Genomic DNA, 14,966 nt, shown 5'->3' on the forward strand with positions numbered 1-14,966 from the left:
AACAGGCCGATAATTTGATGGTCGTCGCTCACCCACTGCCGAGCATGCGAAGGGGACGGGGACAGTCGGCACCGATCGGGACGCTGCTGATGGTCGCGCTGGTGCTCGTCGCGGCGGGGGCGGCCGGGGTCGTCATCTTCGACCTGTCGCCGGACCTGCTCGGCAACGCGCCGTCGGCGAGCATCGACGTGAGCGTCGAGGGCAACGGCCCGGACGCACAGACGCTCGTCGTCAGCCATCAGGGCGGCGACGACCTGCGAATCGAGGAGTTCGACGTCGTCGTCCGCGACGGGAACTCGACCTCGCGGATGGCCCTGTCGGCGTTCGGGAACCGCTCCGGCACCAGCGACGGCATCGTCGACGCGGGCGACAGTCTCCGGACGACGCAACTCCTCTCCGGGCCGACCACGGTCCAGCTGATCCACCGGCCGACCGACGCCGTCGTCGACGAGCAGCGCGTCACGCTCCCATCCGCCAGCAGTCCGTCGGTCGTCGACTTCGAGTCCAGCGCGCCGACGCAGTCGTTCGAGAGCAACCAGGACGGCACCGGCGACACGACCGTCGAGGATAGCGGCGCGACCGTCTCGATGGAGGGGAACCAGTGGAAGTACATCGAGCGCGACTACACCGTGACCGAGAACACGACGCTCGTCTTCGAGTTCAGGAGCACCTCGATGGGTGAGATACACGGTATCGGGCTGGAGGACGACCAGGACCAGACCGGGGGCCGGGTCATCGAGGTGTACGGCGACCAGTACTGGGGCCACGACGTGGCCAACTTCGACGGCCTGGAGCGTTACCAGCAGAGCGACGGCTGGGTCCGCTACGAGGTGCCCATCGGTGACCACTACGAGGCGAACGGCTACGACGGCAACACGGAGTACATCGTGTTCATCACCGACTGCGACACGAACTCCGGCTGTACTCCCGACCGTGAGGACCCACCGAACTCGCGGTTCCGCAACGTCAGAATCTACGAGAACGACAGTTCCGCCTCGCTCGCACCGGTGTCGGTCGCGTAGTCGCGTGCCGACGCCGGTCTCTCGACTCAGACCCGCTCGACCAGCTCGGCGGCTGTCGTCTCCGCCCGCTCCAGCACGCTCTCCTCGTCCATCGTCAGCACCTCGCGGTCGCGCATGAGCACCGCCCCGTCGCACATCGTGTGGCGCACGTCGCTCCCCGTCGCGGCGTAGGCGAGGTGGCTCACGAGGTCGTGGCCGGGCGTGAGGTGCGGCGCGTCGAGGTCGACGACGACGAGGTCCGCCGCCGAACCGGCCTCGATGCGCCCGCCCGGGAGCCCCGTCACGTCAGCGCCGCCCTGCGTCGCCATCTCGACGACTGCCTCGGCGGGCACCGCGCTCGCGTCGTCGGCCGCGAGCTTGCCGAGCATCGCCGCGTCGCGCATCTCGTCGAACAGCGAGAGGTCGTTGTTCGACGCCGCGCCGTCCGTTCCGAGGCCGACCGAGACGCCCGCGTCGCGCATCGCCTGCACGGGGGCCATCCCGCTCGCGAGCTTCATGTTCGACGCCGGGCAGTGGACGACGCCCGCGCCCGTCTCCGCGAGCAGCTCGTGCTCCTCCGGCGTGGTGTGGACGCCGTGGGCGACGAAGTCCTCGGGTTCGAGCAGGCCGTGCTCGCGGGCGTACTCCAGGGGTCGCATCCCGTACTCCTCGACGATGGGCTCGACCTCGTCGACGGTCTCGTTCGCGTGGATGTGCACCGGGACGCCCGCCTCGCGGGCCTGCGGGACGTACTCGTCGAGGAAGTTGCTCCCGACGGTCGTCAGCGAGTGCGGCATGAACGCGGTGCGGACCCGGCCGTCGGCCGCGCCGTCGAACTCCCGCGCCACTTCGATGCTCTCCTCGGCGTCGTCGTGGGCCGTCTCCGTCCCCTTCGCCACGGTGACGACGCCGTGGCCGAGCCGCGCCCGGAGGCCAGCGTCCGCGACCGCGTCGACGATCTCCGGGACGTGGAAGTACATGTCCGCGAAGGCGGTCGTCCCCGTCTTGATCATCTCCAGCATCCCCAGTTCGGCACCGACCCGCACGTCCGCCGGCGTCAGCTCGCCCTCCGCCGGCCAGATGTCCTCCTGGAGCCACGCCTCGAGCGGCTTGTCGTCCGCGTAGCCCCGGAGCAGTGTCATCGCGACGTGCGTGTGGGCGTTCACCAGCCCGGGCATCACGAGCCCGCCGCTCGCGTCCAGTTCTTCGTCGCCAGTGAGCGTCTGGCCGACCTCGCGAACGACGCCCTCGTCGGCGTCGACCAGCACGTCTGCCTCCCTCACTGTGAGGTCCGGCGAGAGGACCCGTCCACCGGTGACTGCGAGTTCCATGTTGGGCGTGTTTTCGGTGGACGGGTCAAGACTCCATCGGGTACGGTTCGTGTTCTCTCCGGGTGGTGCTCACCCGAGTGGCGATGGATAGTTCGACCGGTAAGCCCCGGCTGGTTGGCGGCCGACACCGGCGGAGGTTTACGATATCTGTAAGCTCTCGGGGCGTCCCGGTGAGTCCCGGCGACCGACGGGCGGTTTTTTCGGCTGGCGGTCGTAACGACGACCATGACCGACCGCCCCGACGACCCTCCAGACGGGGAGCCAGCGACGAAGCCGACCGAGACCGACGACGGCGTCGGCTGGTCGTTCGACACCGATGAGCCGGAAGCGGCGAAAGCCGAGACCGCCGGACCCGACGCGACAGCCGAGACCGGCGAGACGACTCCACCCGGGCACGACGACCCGCCGACGCTCTCGTGGGACGGGTTCGCGCTCGGCTGGCGCGAGCACCGCCGCTACACCGCGTTCGCCGCGGTGCTGTTCCTGCTGAGCATCCCGCTCGGCGTCGCGCTCTGGGAGGTCGGCTTCGACCTGTTCGGCGCGATGGGGTTCAGCTCGCCGAGCGAGATGTTCCCCGACGACATCACCGCGCTGTTCATCTTCCTGAACAACACCCGCGCCTTCTTCGTGTTCATCCTCGGCGCGTTGACGGGCGGCATCCTGACGACCATCGGCCTCGTCTTCAACGGCGTGCTCGTCGGCTACGTCGTCACGCCCGCCGCCGCACAGGAGGGCTACGGCTTCGTGCTGCTGGCGCTGCTCCCCCACGGCGTCCTCGAACTGCCGGCGCTGTTCGTCGGGGCGGCCATCGCGTACCGCTTCCTGGGGAACATCGTGCTCTACGTCTTCGACCGCCGCGACCACTTCTACACCCGCGGCGAGGTGAAACGGACGGGCCTGCTCGTCGCCGTCTCGGTGGCCGCGCTCGCCGTCGCCGCCGTCGTCGAGATGCACGTGACGACGTGGCTGCTGGAGCAGGTGTACGGCACGCCAGCGCCCTGACGCCCCTGTTGCGCGCCGAACCGGCAAGCTCCGGGCGGATGGAAAGGCAGTTCCCGCCCGGACGCGAAGAGCCGTCAAATGCGCATCGCGGTACCGAACAAGGGCCGACTGCACGACCCGACCATCGACCTGCTGGAACGGGCCGGACTCCACGTCGTCGACGGGGCCGACCGGAAGCTGTACGCCGACACCGTCGACCCCGACGTGACCCTGCTGTTCGCCCGGGCCGCCGACATCCCCGAGTACGTCGCCGACGGCGCGGCCGACCTCGGGGTGACGGGTCACGACCAGGTCCGCGAGGCCGGCGTCGACGTCGCCGACCTGCTCGACCTCGGCTACGGGCAGTGCCGGCTCGTGCTCGCCGCGCCGGAGGACGGCGACATCCAGACGCCGTTCGACCTCGACGGACGGACCGTCGCCACGGAGTTCCCCCGCATCACCCGTGAGTACTTCGACGAGCGCAACATCGACGCCGACATCGTCGAGGTGACCGGCGCGACCGAGCTCACGCCCCACGTGGACATGGCCGACGCCATCGTCGACATCACCTCCACGGGGACGACGCTGAAGGTCAACCGCCTCGCCATCATCGACGAGGTGCTCAAATCCTCGGTCCGTCTCGTCGCCCGCCCGGACGTGGCCGACGACGAGAAGACCGAGCAGATCCGGATGGCGTTCGACTCCGTCATCGCCGCGGAGGGCAAGCGCTACCTGATGATGAACGTCCCCGAGGCGAACCTCGACGCCGTCCGCGAGGTCATCCCCGGCATGGGTGGCCCGACGGTCATGAACATCGCTGGCTCGGACAAGCTGGCGGTCCACGCCGTCGTCGACGAACGGGACGTGTTCGAGACCATCAACGAGGTCAAGGGCGAGGGCGCGAGCGACATCCTCGTCACCGAGATAGAGCGGCTCGTGGAGTAGCCGACCGTCCGAACCGCAGTTCCCCTTCTACTTCCCTGCCTGCGAGAACAGCAGCTGCGCGACGCCGATGACGCCGAGCAGGAACGACTGCGTCAGCAGCGCGTCCGGCTCGAACGCGTAGACGATGACGCCGGCGACGACCGGCGCGAGCCAGATGCCGAGCAGCACCTGCTGTTCGGCGGCCTTCCCGACGACGAGCGCGGCGACCCCGAACACGACGAACGCGACGGCGAGCCCGGTCGTGTTCTGGAGCCCGCTCACGGCGACGAGTCCGACGATGGCACCGGCGAGCAACAGCGACAGTCCGCCCCGGGCGACCCGGGTCCGGCTCGATGCGTCCATACGGCTCCTCGGCGGAGCGACGACAAAAAGGCGGTCATGCGCGATTCCGCCCACCCGGCCTCAGGCCGGCGCGGTGGACAAAAGCGCGACGAGGTTGAACAGCGTGAACCCGAGGATGACCGCGACCGTGTAGTGGATGACGGAGACGAACGCGGTGAGCTTCGCGTCGAGGCGGTAGACCAGGTGGATGGCGACCGCGTCGGCGACCAGCGTCACGGGGAGGACGACGGCGGGCCCGTACTGCTGGAGCAGCAGCGAGACGAGCGCGAGCGCCGGGCCGACGACGAACGCGAGCTTGACCGGCACGTCGCCGAGGACGTTCCGTGCCGCGATGTGCAGCGTCACCGAGTAGAAGAGGGTGGCGACGAGGAACGTCCCGACGTAGGCGACGGGTGTGCCGGCCGACGGGTCCAGCTGGAGCGGCGTGAGACCGACCATGCCCGTGGCTAGCGGCCCGGCTGTCATGTGCCTGCCGCTTCTCGGTGTCACGCCCGTCGGGTGCGGGCACCTCGGTCAGTCGAGTCGCTCGACACCGGTGAACTCGAAGCGCGCACCGCCGGTTTCGCCCTCTGTCACACGCACGCTCCAGCCGTGCGCGGTGGCGAACTCCCTGACGATTGCCAGGCCGAAACCGGTTCCGTCCCGGGCGGTCGTGTACCCCGGTTCGAACACCTGGTCGCGTTCGTCCTCGGGGATTCCGGGGCCGTCGTCCGCGACGTAGAAGCCGTCGGGAAGGCCGCCGATGCGGACGTCGACCGGCGTCTCACCGGCGTGTTCCACACTGTTCCGGAACAGGTTCTCGAGGACGTGCTGGAGCCGGTCCGGGTCGGCACGGATGGCGACGGGGTCGGCGACGGTCAGTGTCGTCCCACCGGTCGCGACGACGCTCCAGCAGCGGTCGGCGAACGTCACGAGGTCGACGCGTCCCGGGTCGTCGACGGTCCCCCCGTGACGGGCGAGACGGAGCGTGTCCTCGGTGATGCTCGTCATCCGTTCGAGCGCGTCCCCGAGGTGGTCGAGGTGCTCGCTGTCGCACTGCTCGCTGGCCATGTCGAGCTTGCCCTGTGCAACGGTGAGCGGGTTCCGGAGGTCGTGGCTCACGACGCTCGCGAACTCGTTGAGGCGGTCGTTCTGCCGTCGGAGCTCCGCCTCGAACCGAATCCTGTCGAGTGCCCGCGCGGTGTGGGCGACGAGCAGCTCCGCGAGTTCGCGGTCCTGCCGGGAGAAGGCCGCGGGCTCCGTGGCGACGGCCTGGAACACCGCCGTCTCCCCGATCGGCACGCTGAGGCCGGACCGGTAGGTGTCCTTGGCGGGGTCCGATTCCCCGTCGGACCCCACGTCGTCGACGACGGTGGACTCCCCGGTCCGGTAGGTCTTCCCGACGAGTCCCTGGTCCGGTCGCATCCGTCGGGCACCGTCCTCGGGTGCGCCGGTGGACATGGCCTTCGGGACCAGCCAGCCCTCCTCCGCGACCATCACGCTGCACATCTCGAACTCCAGGATGGACTCCGCGGCCGCGACCGTCCGTTCGCAGGCCGCCTCGATGGTCTCGCAGTCCTGTATCTCGGTCGCGACGCGGTGGAGCGTCGTCAGGACCTGCTCGCGCTCGTGGCGCTCGTGGATGTCGTGGACCGTGATGAGAGACCGCTCGCTGCCCTCGATCTCGACGCGTGTCGCGTCGATCTCGACCCAGCGCGTCGAGCCGTCGCTGCATCTGTCGGGCCACTCGAACCGGAACGACTCCTCGTCGGTGGCGCGTTCGAGGAGCTCGACCGCGCGCTCGGCGTCGTACCCGGGTACGTCCGTGGTGATCTCCTCGATGCCGGAGCCGACGAGCGTCTTGCGGTCGTAGCCGAGCAGGTCGCAGTACTCCTGGTTCACATCGACGACGGTGCCCGTCTCGGTGTCGCGGATGGTGAGCCCGACGTCGGTGTTCTCGAACACGGCACGGTAGCTCACACGCGACCGGGCCTGCTCGACGGCGTTCTCGATGCGGTTCGCGAGCAGGGCGAACTGGTCGGTCCCGCCGCCCTTGCGGAGGTAGTCGGTGACGCCCACCGAGATGGCCTCGCTGGCGATCTCCTCGCTCCCCCGTCCGGTGAAGAGGATGAAAGGGAGTCCTTCGTGCCGTTCGCGGACGGCAGCGAGCAGCTCCAGCCCGTCCAGCTCCGGCATCTCGTAGTCGGAGACGACGCAGTCGATGGACTCGCGTTCGAGCAGGTCGAGTGCCTCGTCACCCGTCGTGGTGGAGACGACGCTGATGCGGTCGCTCTGCCGTTCGAGAAACTCGGCAGTGAGGGCGGTGAACTCCTCGTCGTCGTCGACGTGGAGGACTGTCGTCGCCGCCGGCTCCGCTGACATACCCGTCCTCTGGGGTTCGACGGCAATGTCTCTTCTGGGGACGTGTGTCGCCGCGAAACAGGTGCCGACGGAACCGTCGAGCTACTCCAGCAGGCCGAGGTCTTCGAGCCGCGAGACGATCTTGTCGACGGCGTGCTCGGCGTCCTCGGGCTTCTTCCCGCCGGTGATGACGAGCTTCCCGGAGCCGAACAGCAGGGCGACGACCTCCGGCTCGTCGAGGCGGTAGACGAGGCCGGGGAACTGCTCGGGCTCGTACTCGATGTTCTCCAGCCCGAGGCCGATGGCGATGGCGTTGAGGTTGAGATTGCGGCCGAGATCGGCAGATGTGACGATGTTCTGGACGACGATCTCCGGGTCCTCGTTCACCTGGATGTTGAGGTCGCGGAGCTTGTCGAAGACGATGCGGAGGCTCTCGTGGACGTCGTCGGTGCTCTTCGCGCCGGTGCAGACGATCTTCCCGGACCGGAAGATGAGCGCGGCGGACTTGGGCTCCTGGGTGCGGTAGACGAGGCCGGGGAACTGCTCGGGGTCGTAGTCGGCCCCCTCGAGGTCCATGGCGACGCTCTGCAGGTCGAGCTCCTGGCCGATACCGGTCGAGGCGACGACGTTCTCGATATTTATAGTCTCCTTGGGGTCGGTCATAACTCGACTTAAAAGTCGTATTTAAGGTTTATAAAGGTTGGTGCCACGTGCCCGCACGCCGCCAGACCGAGCGACTGGACGGCCCATTCGCTGCGACGGAATCGGTCAATTCTGCCGATAAACGGTCGACCTGAACGGTCAGCACCCCGGCGGTGGCAGGGTCCCGTGCCGACACGCGCCGCGCCCGACAGTCGACACGCTGATTGCCCGCCCTCGCACACGGTTGGACGTGTACCTGCTGGAACTCGGCGGCGAGGACGACGCCTTCGCCGCCTGCGAGGCCGCGAGCGCGGCCACCGGCGTCGAGCGCATCGGTGGCGGCCTCGCTATCGCGCACAGCGTCGCCACCGACCGCGTCCGCGGGCTCGCCTACACCCGCCGCGCGAGCGAGCTCCTCGGCCGGACCGACGCCAGCGTCGACAGCGCCGTCGCCCTGCTGGAAGCCGCCCCCATCGACCGCGAGGGCACCGTCGCCGTCCGTGCCCGGGACGTCCGCGGCGACACCGGCGTCTCCACCAGCGACACCGAACGCGCGCTCGGTCAGGTGCTCGTCGACCGCGGGTTCGCCGTCGACCTCGACGACCCCGACCACGAGCTCCGGGCGCTGTTCGCGCCGGCCAGCGACGACGGGGACGACTCCCCCGAAGGACCCGACGTCGCAGCCGGCGAGGCCGGCGTCTGCGCCCTCGGCTGGCTCGTCACAGAATCCGTCCGCGACTTCGGCGACCGCAAGCCGACCGACAAGCCGTTCTTCCAGCCCGGCAGCATGGACCCGCTGCTCGCCCGGGCCGTCACCAACGTCGCCGGCGCGGGCCCCGGCAGTCGCATCCTCGACCCGATGTGTGGCACCGGCGGCGTGCTCGTCGAGGCCGGACTCGTCGGCGCGGACGTCGTCGGCGTCGACGCCCAGGCGAAGATGGCGAACGGCGCACGCCAGAACCTCGCGCACTTCCTCGACGACGGCGACGCCCACCCCATCGCGGAACCGGGCGACTGGCACGTCTGCCGCGGCGACGCCACCCGGCTCCCGCTCGTCGACGACGCCGTCGACGCGGCCGTCTTCGACGCCCCCTACGGCCGCCAGTCGAAGATCGAGACCCACGCGCTCGACGACCTCGTCGCCGGCGCGCTCGCCGAATCTCGTCGGGTCGCCGACCGCGCCGTCGTCGTCGCCGACCGCTCCTGGGCCGGCGTCGCCCGGCGGGCCGGCTGGACGGTCGAGGCTTCGTTCGAGCGCCGCGTCCACCGCTCGCTGACCCGGTACGTGCTCGTGCTCGACTAGGTGTCGACCGCGTCCCGCGCCGCCGCCTGTAACCGTTCGTCCTCGTCGTTCTCGACCCGCAGCGACGGCACCGGCACCGGCTCGCCGTGGTCGTCCACCGCGACGAAGGTGAAACACGCCGCCGTCGTCTGCTTCGTCTCGCCCGAGCGCGGCTCCTCGCGGTACGCCCGCAGGAACACCCTGGCGCTCGTCCGCCCCGCGTCGAAGACGTACGCGTCGATGAGCGCCGTCTCGCCGACTGGAATCGGCCGCTCGAAGGAGAACTCGTCCACCGCGGCCGTGACGCAGGTCTCACCCGCGAAGCGCATCGCCGCCATCGCGCCGACCTCGTCCATCCACTTCATCAGGTTGCCGCCGTGGACCGCCTCGTAGTTGTTCGCGTGGTTCGGCTGGACCCGCTGGCGGTTCGTGATCCGCGTCTCGGAGACTGCCTGCATACCCGGACCGTCGCGCCCTGCCGCAAAAGAGGGCGAGGGTTCTTCAGGGATACCGCCGCAATCGCGGCGTGGTCTGACCCCCGCGGTCCGGTGGTCGAGGCGGGAGTGCGACGCGCCCCGGACCGAACGCTCACGCGTCGCCTGTTCGCCAGCATCCCGGCGAGAATCGCGTCACGAAGTCGCTACTACGCCGTCGACGCCCGCCCCAGCTCCGCCAGCAGGTGCCCGAGGTGGACCCGGTCGCTCGTCCCCTCGCTCATGTCGTGGTCGGCCTCGCCCGCGAGGCGGTGGAGCCGCGCCAGCCGGTCCCCGTCGTAGCGCTTGCGGCCGACGGTCAGGATCTCCTCCAGCACCTCGCTCCCGCTGTAGCCCTCGTCGACGAGCAGGTCGTCGAGCGTCGACCGGGCGTCGGTGAACTCGCCGGCCTCTGCGTCGTCCAGCATCTCGCCGACTGTCGAGAGCGTCCCCACGTCGCCGAGGGTCTCGTAGGCGGTCTGCATCGTCAGCTCGTCCTCCTTGGAGACGGTGGTCTGGGCGGCGAGGATTGCCTCGCGCACGTCACCGTCGGCGTAGCCCGCGACGTACTCCAGCCCGTCGTCGTCGTGGTCGACGCCCTCCGCCTCGACGATACGACGGAGCACCGTCACCAGCTCGTCGTTCGTCGCCGCCCGCATCGGCACCTGGAAACAGCGCGAGCGGATGGGCGGGATGAGCTTCGTCGGCTGCCGCGTGCAGATGACGAACTGCGTCGTCCGGTGGTAGCGCTCCATCACCCGGCGGAGCGCCTGCTGGAAGTCCACGCGCACGTCCTCGGCGTTGTCCAGCACGACCGTCTTGTAGCTGCCCGACACCGGCGCGTAGCTCGCGGACTCCTTTAGGACGTGGTTGATCATGTCGCGCTTCGAGAGCCGCGACCTCCCGTCGAGGAACGACGCGAACCGGGGGTCGTTCTTGATCTCCGTCTTCGTCCGGCCGAAGAAGTCGGCGACGTTGATCTCCACGAGGTCGTTGTCGGGGTCGTCGTGGGCCTCGCGGCCGAGCGCCCGGACCCCGGCGGTCTTGCCGACGCCGGGCGGACCGTGCAGCAGCAGGTTCAGCGGCTCGTCGACCGCCTTCTGCAGGTACTCCCGTGCGTCCGGCTGTGGTAACTCCTCGAGCGACGGGGCGTGGGCGTCGGTCCACAGCGGCGCGTCCATCACGCGCCGGTAGGCGAGCGCCCGGTAAGAATCGGTCGGTTCTCAGGATGCGCGCCGACCGAGCAACACGCCACCGACGAGGAGGGCGGCACCCGCGCCGACGAGGACGGGCGTCGAGACGCCGGTGCCGTTCCCGGTAGCGTCGCCGTCGTCGACAGCGTCGCTGTCGCCACCGTTCGCGGCCGTGTCGGGGGTCGACTGCTGGTCGGCCTGGTTGGCTTGGTCGTCGCCCGCGTCGTCGGTCGCCATCGAGCCGTTCTCGTCGGCGGAGACGGCGCTGCTGCCGACCGTGATGGCACCGCTGTCGAGGCTCGCGTCGACGTGCTCACCGGCCCCGTCGTTGATGCGGGTGTCGGACTCGACGAACGAGAGGGTCGAGCGCTGGCCCGCGTCGCCGACCACCTCGAACGTGATGGTCGCGAGCTGTGGGTCGTCGACCCCGTTCGCCTGCGACTGGGTGAGGAACACCCAGCCCTCCTCGTTGTTCACGTTCTGCACCGGGTCGGAGTAGTCCGCCCCGGAGACGCGTTGCACCTGGACGACCGACGGGTCGAACGTGACGTTGGCCTGGTAGCCGGCGACGTTGGAGCCGTCCGCCGCGAGCGTGACCGTCACGGTGTCGCTGGTCGACTCGGCTTCGGCCGAGGACAGCGAGAGGGTCGCGGACTCCTGCGTGGCCGCGATGGGGACGGCCACGAGTGCGAGACAGAGGGCTACCAGCAGCAGTGTCGTTCCGTCGGGAAGGTGGGTCGTGGTCATGGGTGGTGGAAATCGGCGACCGGGTGTCCCCGGCCGCCCGTGGTGCCCGTCGAGCGGGCAGTACGCAAAGCCGCGCGTGGTGTCTTCGAAACGGCCTCGCACGGATGCGAGGTGGTCGGCGAGCGGTGCGACAGGGTGTGGAGGCCCGGTTAGGCTTCGGCCTGAAGCTGCGAGCCGACGAGGTCGGAGACCGTCATCGGCTGCGGTGCCGAGACGCTGCTGCCGACGATCTCCTCGAGGATGAGGGTCACGTCGGCGGAGGTGATCTGGCCGTCACCGTTCATGTCGGCGCAGCTCGGGTTGAAGTTGGCCGGCTCCTGGCCGACGATGTACTGCTGGACGAGCGTCGCGTCCTGGACGGTGATCGACCCGTCGGAGTTGACGTCACCAGCCGTACACTCGGCGGTCTGGACCGAGCCACCGGACCAGCCCACGAGCGGCGCGGTGCCGTTCGGGTAGGTGACCATCGAGCCACCGACGTTCCAGGAGACCTCGGCCGACTGGCCGAAGTCGTCCATCAGCACGTCGAACTCGATCTCGACCATCTCGGGGTTGTTCACACCGGACGCGCCGGCCTGGGCCATCGAGATGGTGCCGTTCTCGTTGTCGATGTTGGTCACCGGGTCGGCGAAGTCGATGCCGGTGACGTCGGTGACCTCGAGCTTGCTCGCGTTGAACTCGAGCGTCGCCTGGTAACCGGAGATGTCCTCGAGGTCGTCCGAGTAGACGGTGACCGTCGCGGTCTCACCGGGCTGGACCGTCGTCTCGGTCACGTCGACCGTCCCGGCGGGTTCGGGCGTGTCGGACGCCCAGACCACCGAGTTGGCGAGGATCTGGTCTGCCGCGTCGGTGAACGCGGGGTCCTCGACGAACGTCTCGCGGCCGAGCGTGGATGCGAGCACGGCGTGGCGCTCCTCGTCGACCGCGAGGCCAGTGCCCTTCACGCCGGCGTCGGCGGTGCTGAGGTCGGCGAGCGTGGTCGCGTCGGAGCCGCCGAACCACGAGTGGTCGTTGAACGTCGTCGCGGTGTGGAGCTGGACGCTCTCACCGGGTGCGACGATGCCGTCGAGGATCGGGTGGTCCGCGGTCGCCGCGTAGGAGACGACGCCGTCACCGAACGCGTCGCCGGTGTTCGCGGGGTCGCCGATGGCGGACGAGCGGACCGGGACACCGTTACTGTCGCTGCCCCAGTTGTCCAGCCAGACGACGCCGGTCGTGACCGCGCTCGTGGCGGTCGCGAACTCCTCGCCGTTGGACTCGTCGATGTTCTGCACGACGAAGCTGTCGTACGTCTCGACGTTGTTCATGGCCTCGTCGGAGGTCATAACCGACACCTGGTAGTTGGCGGGCAGGTACTCCTGGAGGGTGCCCTTGACCGCCTGTCCGTAGTCACCGTCGTCGTCGACGACACCGACCTGGGTGAACTCCTCGAACACCTGGGTCGGGCCGGTCGTGACCTCGATGGACTCGTTGAGCCCCTCGAAGGTGTGGACGACCGAGACGGTACCGCTGGTGTCCGCGGTCGTCTCGACGGTCACCGTTGCGGTGACGTCGGTCGGTTCGTCGAAGGTGACCGGCTGGCCCCACGGGACCTCGTCGCCGTTGACGTACAGGGTCGCGTTGGCCTCGTCGTAGCCCTCGCCGAGCTCGGCGGTGTAGGACTCGAGGTTCGCGGCCTGTGCGGTCGCGCTGAGGCTCTCGCCGCCCTCGATGGCCGAGGGTTGCGGGCTGACCAGTTGGACGTCGAGCGTCGGGGCCAGCGAGAAGTCCTGCGTGGCGTAGGTGCCGTTCTGGACAGTCACCGTCGCGGTGGCCGCCTCGTAGCCGAAGCCGTCGGCGGTCACGTCGACCGAGCCGGTCTCGGAGAGGACGGAGTACGCACCGGATGCGTCGGTCGTGTCCGAGAAGTCCTGGTCGGTGGAGACGGTGATGCCCTGCAGTGCGTTCCCGTCGGCGTCCGTGACGGTGCCGTTGATGCCCTGTTCGAGGGCGACCTGGTCCGTCGCGGCCGCGACGTCGATGATGCCGAGCCCGTAGCGAGTGTCGTACTCGTCGCCGGGCTCGCTCCAGCCGTCGGGCTTCCACGCCGTGTCCTCCATCGCGTCGATGGCGGTTTCACGCGGAAGGTCGCCCGCGGCGGAGAGCATCAGGGCGAACGCGCCCGCGGCGTGCGGGGCGGCCATGGAGGTGCCGTCGTACTCGGCGTAGCCGCCGCCGGGGACGGAGCTCTTGACCGCCACGCCGGGCGCGGCGACGTTCGGTGCGGTGTAGTTGTCGGGCCAGTAGCTGGGTGCGGCGCTGCCCCAGGCGGAGCTGGTGTCAATCTCCTCACCGCTGGAGAAGCTCGCGATGTCGTAGTTCTCGTCGGAGGCACCGACAGCGATGTTCGGGTAGACGTTGCCGGGCGAGCCGCTGGTCCCTTCGCCGCTGTTGCCGGAGGAGCCGGCGAGGATGACGCCTGCGTCGCGGGCGTTCTCGGACGGCTCGATCATCTCGGTGTAGTAGCCGCTGGCGCCGAGGCTCATCGAGATGACATCGACGCTCTCGTTGACGGCCCACTGCATCCCGCCGGCGACCTGGGCGAAGCTGCCGCCGCCGCCGGGGATGACGAGACCGTGGTACAGCGTCGCTTCGGGTGCGACGCCGATGTACTCGCCGCTGGCGTTGCCACCGGTCACGGTGCCCGAGGTGTGGGTACCGTGCGTGTCGGTGTCGTGGGGTTCGCTGCCCGGAACCTGGTCGCCGTTCGAGTCGAACTCGGCCCAGTTCTCGTTCTGAATCTGGATGTCCGGATGGTCCGGGTCGACACCGGTGTCGAGGACGGCGACGCTGACGCCCTCACCCATGGTGCCGTACTCGTCCCAGACCTCGGTCGCGTTGATCTGGTCGAGCCCGTAGGTCGTGTTGTAGTCGTCGGACGAGACCCCGTCACTGGTGGCGCTGCCCCGCTCCGTCTCCGGGAGGGCCAGCTCGAAGTTCGCGTGGAGCTGCGTGACGCGGTCCATGCGCGCGAACGTGTCGAGGTCGACCTCGTTCGTGTTGACCCGGAGCAGGACGGCGTTGGTGATCCAGAAGGAGTTGACGTAGCGGACGCCCTCCATCTCGTGGGCACGGTTGATCACGGGCTCCTGGGTCTGCTGGGCCTGCTGCTGGAGGGTGTTGACGACGGCGTCCTGACTCATCGAGGCGCTGGTTTCGGCCTCTTCGAGCCGGACGACGACGTCGACCCAGCCGTCGGCACTCTGGAGTGCCGGGTCGATTGATGCGACCGACGAGCCGCTCTCGTCGGGTGAAACGGTACTGGTGGCGACGTCGTCGCTGACGCCTGCCTGTACGATATCTGTCGAAGTGCCTGTCTGCTGGGCGGATGGCGCTCCGGCCGCAACGTACGGAGTCGTGAATCCGAATACCATCAGACTGGCGAGCAGTAGTGCTAGGAGTTTCCGATTCATCCTTTCCCCCTGCGAGAGTCGTTCCCGCAGCACGTCGCACTCCTTTCTACGCTACCAAAGTTAATTTCCAGATAACGGTGGTGTAATCGAAACGTGTCGAAACGAGGTACAGGTCCGTGCATCGGTGGGCGGGTTTGCCCACTCCCTCGGCCGTCCTCGTTGCACGGTCACATGGAACGAACGAAATCCCGTTCTCCGGGCTCTCTAATGGTCATTTCCATTAGTTGAGAACCGGCG

At 68.9% G+C, this 14,966-nt stretch carries 13 protein-coding genes; 4 read left to right on the plus strand and 9 right to left on the minus strand.

Annotation, left to right across the window (positions count from 1 at the left end):
- Positions 1 to 44: 44 nt before the first annotated feature.
- A complete protein-coding gene (locus tag NOW55_RS17185) occupies positions 45 to 1,022 on the plus strand; it encodes an archaellin/type IV pilin N-terminal domain-containing protein (RefSeq protein ID WP_256401336.1) in 978 nt (325 codons plus the stop codon).
- A 26-nt stretch (positions 1,023 to 1,048) separates the two neighbouring features.
- Here the strand turns inward: NOW55_RS17185 and NOW55_RS17190 are convergent, their stop codons facing one another.
- Complete coding sequence (locus NOW55_RS17190; protein WP_256401337.1) at positions 1,049 to 2,332, minus strand: amidohydrolase; 1,284 nt, start codon at positions 2,330 to 2,332, stop codon at positions 1,049 to 1,051.
- A 225-nt stretch (positions 2,333 to 2,557) separates the two neighbouring features.
- Here NOW55_RS17190 and NOW55_RS17195 point away from each other — a divergent pair, with 225 nt between their 5' ends.
- A complete protein-coding gene (locus NOW55_RS17195) occupies positions 2,558 to 3,334 on the plus strand; it encodes a stage II sporulation protein M (protein ID WP_256401338.1) in 777 nt (258 codons plus the stop codon).
- Between the two features lie 78 nt (positions 3,335 to 3,412).
- Positions 3,413 to 4,258 carry an ATP phosphoribosyltransferase gene (gene hisG, locus NOW55_RS17200; protein WP_256401339.1) on the plus strand — a complete coding sequence of 282 codons (846 nt, stop codon included), beginning with the start codon at positions 3,413 to 3,415 and terminating at the stop codon, positions 4,256 to 4,258.
- A gap of 27 nt (positions 4,259 to 4,285) precedes the next feature.
- Here hisG and NOW55_RS17205 read toward each other — a convergent pair whose 3' ends face one another.
- From NOW55_RS17205 to NOW55_RS17220, 4 genes are all read right to left on the minus strand, one after another.
- Positions 4,286 to 4,600: a hypothetical protein gene (locus NOW55_RS17205; RefSeq protein WP_256401340.1), complete on the minus strand. Its 315-nt coding sequence runs from the start codon at positions 4,598 to 4,600 to the stop codon at positions 4,286 to 4,288.
- 60 nt (positions 4,601 to 4,660) lie between these two features.
- Positions 4,661 to 5,038 carry a DUF7473 family protein gene (locus tag NOW55_RS17210; protein ID WP_256401341.1) on the minus strand — a complete coding sequence of 126 codons (378 nt, stop codon included), beginning with the start codon at positions 5,036 to 5,038 and terminating at the stop codon, positions 4,661 to 4,663.
- Positions 5,039 to 5,113: 75 nt separating this feature from the next.
- Entirely contained in the window at positions 5,114 to 6,961 is a 1,848-nt protein-coding gene (locus NOW55_RS17215; protein ID WP_256401342.1) for a hybrid sensor histidine kinase/response regulator, read from the minus strand.
- A gap of 81 nt (positions 6,962 to 7,042) precedes the next feature.
- Positions 7,043 to 7,603, minus strand: a complete 561-nt coding sequence (locus NOW55_RS17220) for a TATA-box-binding protein (RefSeq protein ID WP_089731057.1) — start codon at positions 7,601 to 7,603, stop codon at positions 7,043 to 7,045.
- A gap of 229 nt (positions 7,604 to 7,832) precedes the next feature.
- Between NOW55_RS17220 and NOW55_RS17225 the strand changes: the two genes are divergently transcribed.
- Positions 7,833 to 8,885, plus strand: coding sequence for a methyltransferase domain-containing protein (locus tag NOW55_RS17225; RefSeq protein ID WP_256401343.1), 1,053 nt, complete (start codon positions 7,833 to 7,835; stop codon positions 8,883 to 8,885).
- Here the strand turns inward: NOW55_RS17225 and NOW55_RS17230 are convergent.
- From NOW55_RS17230 to NOW55_RS17245, 4 genes are all read right to left on the minus strand, one after another.
- A complete protein-coding gene (locus tag NOW55_RS17230) occupies positions 8,882 to 9,322 on the minus strand; it encodes an acyl-CoA thioesterase (protein ID WP_256401344.1) in 441 nt (146 codons plus the stop codon). The genes NOW55_RS17225 and NOW55_RS17230 overlap by 4 nt on opposite strands.
- Positions 9,323 to 9,507: 185 nt before the next feature.
- Positions 9,508 to 10,518 (minus strand): AAA family ATPase, encoded by a 1,011-nt coding sequence (locus tag NOW55_RS17235; protein ID WP_256401345.1) that lies wholly within the window; start codon positions 10,516 to 10,518, stop codon positions 9,508 to 9,510.
- 42 nt (positions 10,519 to 10,560) lie between these two features.
- Positions 10,561 to 11,277, minus strand: coding sequence for a cohesin domain-containing protein (locus NOW55_RS17240; protein ID WP_256401346.1), 717 nt, complete (start codon positions 11,275 to 11,277; stop codon positions 10,561 to 10,563).
- Positions 11,278 to 11,426: 149 nt separating this feature from the next.
- Positions 11,427 to 14,690, minus strand: a complete 3,264-nt coding sequence (locus NOW55_RS17245) for a S8 family serine peptidase (RefSeq protein WP_256401347.1) — start codon at positions 14,688 to 14,690, stop codon at positions 11,427 to 11,429.
- Between the last annotated feature and the right edge of the window lie 276 nt (positions 14,691 to 14,966).

Source organism: Haloarchaeobius litoreus, from assembly GCF_024495425.1.
Lineage (GTDB): Archaea > Halobacteriota > Halobacteria > Halobacteriales > Natrialbaceae > Haloarchaeobius > Haloarchaeobius litoreus.